This window comes from Roseomonas sp. TS2, assembly GCF_058833935.1.
Genome location: NZ_JCACVY010000197.1, coordinates 1 through 7,632, shown reverse-complemented (window position 1 = coordinate 7,632; position 7,632 = coordinate 1). Strand labels below are relative to the sequence as shown.

7 protein-coding genes and 1 tRNA gene are annotated in these 7,632 nt (G+C 75.6%); 2 read left to right on the top strand and 6 right to left on the bottom strand.

The features are described 5' to 3' along the window. From ACZJYS_RS20905 to ACZJYS_RS20895, 3 genes are all read right to left on the bottom strand, one after another. A partial coding sequence (locus ACZJYS_RS20905) for an allophanate hydrolase-related protein (protein WP_493180199.1) occupies positions 1-330 on the bottom strand: 330 nt, incomplete at its 3' end. After that, positions 327-1,682: an allophanate hydrolase gene (gene atzF / locus ACZJYS_RS20900; protein ID WP_493180198.1), complete on the bottom strand. Its 1,356-nt coding sequence runs from the start codon at positions 1,680-1,682 to the stop codon at positions 327-329. The genes atzF and ACZJYS_RS20905, both read right to left, overlap by 4 nt. A 230-nt stretch (positions 1,683-1,912) precedes the next feature. Further along, the gene (locus ACZJYS_RS20895; RefSeq protein ID WP_493180197.1) at positions 1,913-2,590 is read right to left on the bottom strand and encodes a GntR family transcriptional regulator; all 678 of its coding nucleotides are present in this window, start codon (positions 2,588-2,590) and stop codon (positions 1,913-1,915) included. A 185-nt stretch (positions 2,591-2,775) separates the two neighbouring features. On the opposite strand from ACZJYS_RS20895, the gene ACZJYS_RS20890 reads away from it, so the two are divergent. Both ACZJYS_RS20890 and ACZJYS_RS20885 read left to right on the top strand, forming a co-directional pair. Continuing rightward, positions 2,776-3,690, top strand: a complete 915-nt coding sequence (locus ACZJYS_RS20890) for an NAD(P)-dependent oxidoreductase (protein ID WP_493180196.1) — start codon at positions 2,776-2,778, stop codon at positions 3,688-3,690. 51 nt (positions 3,691-3,741) lie between these two features. Continuing rightward, positions 3,742-3,824 (top strand) — tRNA-Leu (locus ACZJYS_RS20885). A 476-nt stretch (positions 3,825-4,300) separates the two neighbouring features. Here the strand turns inward: ACZJYS_RS20885 and ACZJYS_RS20880 are convergent. From ACZJYS_RS20880 to ACZJYS_RS20870, 3 genes are all read right to left on the bottom strand, one after another. Then, positions 4,301-5,590 carry an aldehyde dehydrogenase family protein gene (locus tag ACZJYS_RS20880; protein WP_493180195.1) on the bottom strand — a complete coding sequence of 430 codons (1,290 nt, stop codon included), beginning with the start codon at positions 5,588-5,590 and terminating at the stop codon, positions 4,301-4,303. Continuing rightward, positions 5,587-6,831 carry a hydroxysqualene dehydroxylase gene (locus tag ACZJYS_RS20875; protein WP_493180194.1) on the bottom strand — a complete coding sequence of 415 codons (1,245 nt, stop codon included), beginning with the start codon at positions 6,829-6,831 and terminating at the stop codon, positions 5,587-5,589. Before ACZJYS_RS20875 ends, ACZJYS_RS20880 begins: the two co-directional genes overlap by 4 nt. Continuing rightward, on the bottom strand, positions 6,828-7,632 hold an 805-nt coding region (locus tag ACZJYS_RS20870), incomplete at its 5' end, for a squalene/phytoene synthase family protein (RefSeq protein ID WP_493180193.1). The genes ACZJYS_RS20875 and ACZJYS_RS20870, both read right to left, overlap by 4 nt.

Sequence of the window (7,632 nt, the reverse complement as noted above, 5' to 3'; positions counted from 1 at the left end):
GCCTTCGGCCTCCACCAGGAAGCCCTTGGGCGCGGTGCCATCCGCCAGCAGCAGCGTGCCGAGGCCGAGCGGCGCCGGGATCGCCGCCAGCAGCGCGCCGATGCTCGCGCGCGGCAGCGCCCACACCTCCAGCGCGATGGCATGGCCCTCGCCTTCCGCCACGCGCAGCAGGCCGGGGCGGAAGGGCGGGCCGCCGGGCAGGCGGAACAGCCGGTAGCAGGGCCGGGTGCGGGTGGCGCGCAGCAGGCGGCCCTCCAGCGCCAGCAGCTCGCCATTCAGCGGCAGGCCGGACATGTGCGCGCCGACGACGCCAATCTCCATCTCGCTCATGCCGCGGCCTCGAAGCGCAGGCCGAGCGCCGCGAGGCGGGCATCGCTGCCGCCCGGCCCGATGAAGGTGGCGCCCGCCGGCAGCCCGTCCGGCCGGTCCGGCCCCGGCACGGCCAGCGCCGCGAGGCCCAGCAGGTTGACGAAGTTGGTGAAGGTGCCGAGGCGGGCATTCGGCCCGACCGGGTCGGCGGCCAGATCCTCAAGCCGGGGGAAGAGGGGCGCGGTCGGCACGGCCAGCGCGTCGATCTCGCCCCAAAGCGGGGCGGTGGCGTGGCGCAGCTCGGCCAGCCGGTGGAAGGCGCGGAAGGCGTCCGCCGCGCTGTGGCGGCGGCCATTCGCCTCGATGATGCCGCGTGTCACCGGCAGCACCGCACCGGGCGGGGCGGCGTGGAAGAAGCTTTCCAGCGAGGCCAGCCGCTCGGCCACCCAGGCGCCCTCGTAGAGCAGCGCGGCGGTCTCGCGGAAGGTAGCCATCGGCACCGGGCGAAGCTCCAGGCCGAGGGCGCGCAGGCGCTCCAGCGCGGCGTCCCAGGCGGCCTCGGCCTCCGGCTCGAAGCGCGGCCGGTCTGCCTCGGCGGGGATGCCGAGCACCCGCACCGGCGGGGTGGCGGCGGGGTCGCCGGCCGGGATGTCGCGCGAGAAGGGGTCCTCCGCATCCGCGCCGGCCATCGCCGCATAGGCCGTCCAGGCCTCCGCCACGCTGTGGGCAAAGATGGAAACGCAGTCGAGCGAGCGGCAGGCCGGCACCACGCCGCGCGTGGAGGCGGCGCCGGGGGTGGGCTTCAGCCCCACCAGCCCGCACAGCCCGGCGGGGATGCGCCCCGAGCCCGCCGTGTCCGTCCCCAGCGCGAAGGGCACCAGCCCGCGCGCCACGGCGACGGCCGAGCCGGAGGAGGAGCCGCCCGGCACCCGCCCCGGCGCGCGCGGGTTGCGCGGCACCGGGTGCGGCGTCCGCACGCCCACGAGGCCGGTGGCGAACTGGTCCAGATTGGTCTTGCCGATGGGGATGGCGCCCGCCGCCACCAGCCGTTCCACCACGCCCGCATGGCGCGCGGGGGTGTAGGCGAAGGCCGGGCAGGCGGCGGTGGTGGGCATGCCCGCCACGTCGATATTGTCCTTCACCGCGAAGGGGATGCCCCAGAGCGGCAGGCGCTCCCGGTCGGCCGGGTCCAGCGCGGCGGCGGCGGCCTCGATGGCCCCGGCACTGGCGAGATGGAGGAAGATGCCGGGGTCGTCGCAGGCGGCGATGCGGCCGCGCAGGGCGGGCAGAAGATCGGCCGGGCTTTCGCCCGCGGCATAGCGGCGGCGGAAGCCGTCGATGTCCGCCATGCCGGCGGAAAGGGTGAGGTCCATGCGCCTGCCCTGCTCGGCCCCGCCGCGCCGGAAGTGGCGGGCGGGTTCACCGAGGAAGGATCAGCAAACGGCGTGCCAGTTCTGCGCGGGCGCAACGGATTGGCGGAAGGCGCCGGGCTGGCCCGGACATGATCGCGCCGCCGGAAGGAGACGGCCGGAGGAAAAGGCCGACCAGATTCCTCTTGCCGCAGAAATTGTATGCAATGCCGGCTTGGGAGCCTTTTTATTGATCAAATGCGGCGCTCACTGTGCTCCGTCCGTCCGGAAATGCTCTCCCAGGAGGCGCCGCTGGAGAAGATATGCCGCCGCATGGCTTCGGCCGCGCCTTCGGCGTCCGCGCGCATCAGGCAGGCCACCACTTGGCCATGCTCGGCGTGGGAGCGTGCCAGCCGCTCCGGCGCCTCAAACTGGGCGCCGCGGAACGGCGCCAGGCGCTGATGGGTGGATTGCGCCACCTCGGCCAAGGGCGGGTTGTGCGCCCCGGCATAGATCAGCCCGTGCAGCCGGCGGTTGGCCGCGCGGTAGCCCGTGCGGTCGCCGGCACGGACCAGGGCGGCCATGGCGTGGTGCAGCTCCTCCAGCGCCGCGCGCTCCTGCGGCGCCATGCGCAGCGCCGACCAGCGGGCGCAGAGCGCCTCCATCTCGGCCAGCAGCTCGAAGGCGGCGCGCAACCCGTCCGGTGCCGGAGAGGCGACTACGGCGCCCCGGTGCGGCCGCAACTCCACCAGCCCCGTGGCCGTCAGGCGCCGCAGGGCCTCCCGCACCGGGGTGCGGGACATGCCGGCCTCGGCGGCCAGGGCCTGCTCGTCCAGCCGCTGGCCCGGCTTCAGCGCACCGGAGACGATCCGCTCCGCCAGCGTCTCGGCCAGGGCTTCGGCGCGGGTGGCGGGGGCGGCAGGGCTCGGCACGGCGGTGGAATTCCTCGCGGATGGCAGGCCCTGGGTTCCGGGCCTTGCCGCACCGGCATAGCGGCCCGGGCCGGCCGGCGGAATACGGCACGCCGCCTGGAAGGGCATGGAGCCCTGCCCGCCCGCCACCCTGGACGCGCTGCCGGAGGCCGCTACCATGCGCGCGGAATCAAAGGAGAGTGTCTGTGCGCGCCATTTTCGTGGATGCCGGCGAGGCTCTGGGCCAGGTGATGCGGCGTCTGCGCCGCGACAGCGACATGCCGGTGACGGTCAACGTCCAGCCCGACGTGACGCCGGAGGAGCTGCCCGCCCTGGTGGCCGGGCATGACATCGTCATCATCGACCACACCGCCCTGCCGACGGCGATCGCCAAGCAGATCCCCTCGCTGAAGCATGTGGTGTTCCTCGGCACCGGCGCGCGCAGCTACATGAACCCGGAGGAGCTCCAGGCCGAGTGCGGCATCGAGGTCCACATCATCAAGGGCTATGGCGACACGGCGGTGGCCGAGATGGCCTTCACCCTGATGTGGATCGCCGCCAAGGGCATCGCCCGCATGGACCGCGAGATGCGCGCCGGCAACTGGGTGCGCACCGATGGCGTGGAGCTGACCGGCAAGACGGTGGGGCTGCTGGGCTATGGCGGCATCGCCGCCGAGATGGCGCGGCTCTGCCGCGGCGCCGGCATGAAGGTGCTGGCCTGGAACCGCAGCCCGAAGGCCGCCGAGGGCATCGAATTCGTCAGCCTGGACCGGCTGCTGGCGGAGAGCGACGTGCTCTCGGTGCACCTGCTGCTGAACGACGAGACGCGCGGCTTCCTCTCCGCCGAGAAGCTGGCGCAGCTGAAGCCCACCGCCATGCTGGTGAACACGGCGCGCGGCGCGGTGGTGGATGAGGACGCCATGATCGCGGCGCTGCGCGAGGGGCGGCTGGCGCATGCGGCGCTGGACGTGTTCAACATCGAGCCGCTGCCGGCGGGCCACCCGCTGACGACGCTGCCGAACGTGACGCTTTCCGCCCACTCGGCCTTCCGCACGCCGGAAGCGAGCGACAACCTCATCGAGGCCTCGCTGAACCACTGCCGCCGCATCGCGGCGGGCTGAGGGGGGAGGTCTTTCGCCGCCTGCGCCGCTGTGGCAGGAAGCCCCGGCGGTGCGGGCGTGGCGGAATGGTAGACGCATGGGCCTTAAAAGCCCCCGTCCTCAGGGATGTACGGGTTCGAGTCCCGTCGCCCGCATCCGCCTCTTCCGCAGCCTGGGCGGCGCGATCTCGGCACGATCTCCGGGCCGCGATCCCTGGAAAGTGCGGGAGGCGCGGCTCGTCGCCGCGCCGTCCGGACCAGCGCCCGCCGCAGAAGGCAGGCGCCGCGTGTGTCGGCCGGTTACTCCGCCGAGCTGATGCGCGGCAGGCCCGCGGGCCAGTTCAGGTCCATCAGGGACCGGGCATACAGTCCACCCCCGACCAGGGCGGCAACGACAGTGACAAAGAGGAATTCGGACATGGGTAGACCCCTGTTCCTTTGAAACGGCCGCGATGCTGCGGCTGCGAAAAGGAATATAGGGACACCCCCCAGGCTTCAGCACTGCGTATTTCGCGGGTGCAGCATCGGGCCATGCATGGCTTTTCTGTCATGTGAGACACGCGGGGCTCTTGCCTTGCACCGGGCCGCGCGGAAGCAGGGAAGAGGGCGGCGGGCTGGAGCGCCCCGCCGCCTCAGCGGAGCAACTGCCGCGCCAGCTTCCGCACCCGCGCGCTGCGCGGCGGGTCGAACATCCGTGCGAGCGCGAAGGGGCCGTGCCGCACCCGCCCGCGCAGGTCGCTGAAGCTCTCGAACCCCGCCCGGCCATGGTAGCGCCCGAAGCCCGAGGCGCCGACGCCGCCGAAGGGCAGGGCGGTGAAGGCGGCGTGCTCCACGCAGCGCTCCTCCACCAGCGCGCCGGCGCGGGTGCCGGCGGCCACGGCGGCGGCCTCCGCCCGGCTGGCGCCGAACAGGTAGAGCGCCAGCGGCGCCGGCCGCGCCCGCACCCAGCCAATCGCCGCCGCGAGATCCGGCACCGCGCGCAGCGCCAGCGCCGGGCCGAACAGCTCCTCGGCGCTGTCATCGGCCACCAGCACGATTCCGCCGGGCAATGCCTCGCCCTCCTTGGCCAGCGCCGCCTGCCGGGCGCGCTGCGCGGGGGCCACGGCGGTCTCCACCGGCACGGCGGCGGCGCGGCAGGCGGCGGCGAAAGCCTCGGCCGTGTGGCCGACCAGCAGCACCGTGTCGGGCGCCACGCAGGTCTGCCCGGCATTCACCGCCTTGCCGGCCAGGATAGCGCGGGCAGCGCGGGGCAGGTCGGCGCCCGGCAGCACCAGCACGGGGCACTTGCCGCCGAGTTCCAGCGTCAGCGGCGTCAGGTTCTCGGCGGCGGCGCGCATCACCGCGCGGCCGATGCCGGTGCCACCGGTGAACACCAGGTGGTCCCAGGGCAGCGCGGCGAAGTCGGCGGCCACCGCGGCATCGCCCTGCACCACGCGCGCCATGCGCGGGCCGAGGGCTGCCGCCACCACCTCGGCCAGCAGTGCGGCGGTGCGGGGGGTGTGCTCGCTCGGCTTCAGCACCACGCGGTTGCCGGCGGCGATGGCCTCGGCCAGCGGCCACAGCCCGAGCTGGATGGGGTAGTTCCAGGGCGCCATCACCCCCACCACCCCCTTCGGCACCGGCTCCACCCAGGCCAGCGCCGGCTGGAACGGGAAGGGCGCCAGCACCGGGCGCGGCATCGCCCACCACCACAGCCAGCGCCGCGCCCGCCGCGCCGCCTGCGCCACCAGCAGCACATCGGCCACCAGCGTCTCCACCGTGGAGCGGCCGCCATAATCGGCATCGGCGGCGGCGGCGAAATCCTCGGCGCGGCGCAGCACCTCCCGCGCCAGCGCGGCCAGCAGGGCGCGGCGCTCGCGAAGGGTGGGGCGCTGCGTCTCGGCGCGCAGGGCGGCCAGGGCCGCGGCGGGTGTGTCGGTCATCGGGCGGCGGCTTTCGGGAGGGCGCGCGCCAGGGCGGCCGCGGCGCGCAGGCCGGAGCGGGTGGCGGCCTCGATGGTGGCGGGCAGGAGCGGCTCCATCCAGTCGCCGGCCAGGGCCAGGTTGGGCAGGGGCAGCAGGGGCGGCGGGGCGGGCTGGTCCGGCGTGTGCAGGGGCGTCGCGCGCTGCTCCTTCACCGCGCGCCAGGATGGGAGCGCCTCGGGCCAGTCGCCGGGCAAACGGGCGGCCAGGGCGGCGCGGCGCACCTCCCGCCAGACGCGCTCCGCCAGCACCTCAAGCGGCGTCTCCAGCACGGCGGCGGCGGCGCTCACCGTCACCGCCACGGCGCCGGGGCGCACCAGCACCCATTGGCCGACGCCGCCCAGCAGGCCGAGGAAGCGCGGCCCCGCCCCGCTGGCATGGGCGTAGTGCAGGTTCAGGATCGGCGCATGGCGATCCGGCACGCGCAGCCCGGGCAGCAGCCGCGCGCTCTCCCAGGGCGGCGTGGCCAGCACCACCCCCGCCTCCACCGGCCGCGTGCCGCTGGCGAAGTGCAGGGCCGTGGCACGGCCGCCCTCCACCGCCAGTGCCCGCAGGCGGTCGCCCGGGCGGATCTCGACGCCGCGCGCCGCCAGCGCCGCCAGCGCGGGCTGCACGAGGTCGGGCCCCAGCCCCTCGCGCGCCACATAGAGCCGGCAGGCGCCGGGGCGGCCCATGCGGCGCAGCACGGCGCCAAGGCGGCGCAGCCCGGCCTCCGCCGGCACGGTGTTCAGCACCGCCAGGGTCAGCGGCTCGACGAAGCCGCGCAGCAGCACCGGATGGCGGGCGAAGGCCTCCGACACCGTGACGCGGCGGCCCGGCCGGGCCGCCCCCAGCAGCGCCAGCAGCCCGGCGGCGTCCAGCCCCGGCGGACGGGCCGCCTTCCGCCACCAGCCGAGCGGCGAGAGCGAGACGCGCCACAGGGCGCCGCTCTCCAGGTCCAGCACCGGCAGCCGGTCCGGCTCCGGCTCCACCCAGCCGGTGCGGGCGCCGATCTCCGCCAGGAAGCGCAGCGCCGCCGGGTTGGCGCCGAGCAGTGCGTGGGTGCCGTTGTCGGTGCCGTCCGGCAGGGCGCGGGCGCGGCCGCCGGCGGCGGGCGTGGCCTCGTGCAGCACCACGCGGCGGCCCTGGCTTGAAAGCGCCCAGGCCGCAGCCAGCCCCGCCACGCCCGCGCCCACCACATGGGTGGCGGGGGCACCGCTCACGGCCGCAGCGCCTGCAGCGCCACCGCCAGCTTCTCCGCCCGGCCCAGGCGCGGGCGGCGGCGCGGCGGGGCGAAGCCCTGGGCGCGCATCCGCCGCAGCAGCGCGTGATAGCCCAGCAGCATCAGCCGCGCCGGCTTCAGTTCGCGTGCCCGGCCGGGGGGCATCCGCGCATCGGCTTCGGCGAAGGCGGCCTCGGCGCGCTCGGCCAGCGCCGCCGCCACCCCCGGCAGGCGCGGATCGGCCACCAGCGCGGCGGCGGTGGCATCGGGCGGGATGCCGGCGGCGGCGAGGTCGGAGAGCGGCAGGTAGACACGCTCGCGCAGCGCGTCCTCGTCGATGTCCCGCAGCACGTTGACGAGCTGGAAGGCATGGCCCAGCGCCAGCCCGTAGGCCTCGGCCTCCGGCGCGCCGAAGATCCGCACCGCGAGCGCGCCGACGCTGCCCGCCACCTGCCGGCAGTAGAGGTCGAGCGCCGCGCGGTCGGCGATGCGGCGGCTGGGGCCGGCATCGGCCTCCATGCCGTCGATCATGGCGTGGCACTCGGCCAGCGGCAGGGCGAAGGCGTCCCGCGCCCAGGCCAGCTCGCGCGAGAGCGGGCAGTCCGGCCGCTCCAGCTTGCCGCGCCATTCGGCCAGGCCAGCGCGCTTGTCGGCCTCGGGCATGGTGCCGTCGGCGATGTCGTCCACCGCGCGGCAGAAGGCATAGACGGCGTAGAGCGCGCGCCGCGCCGGGCCGTGCGTGGCCGCCATGCCGCGCGCGAAGGAGGAGCGGGCGCGCTTCACCCGCGCCCGCACCAGCGCC

Excerpts from the sequence above, each read along its gene's own strand:
- atzF (WP_493180198.1), bottom strand. The coding sequence starts at position 1,682 with ATGGACCTCACCCTTTCCGCCGGCATGGCGGACATCGACGGCTTCCGC.
- ACZJYS_RS20880 (WP_493180195.1), bottom strand. The coding sequence starts at position 5,590 with ATGACCGACACACCCGCCGCGGCCCTGGCCGCCCTGCGCGCCGAGACG.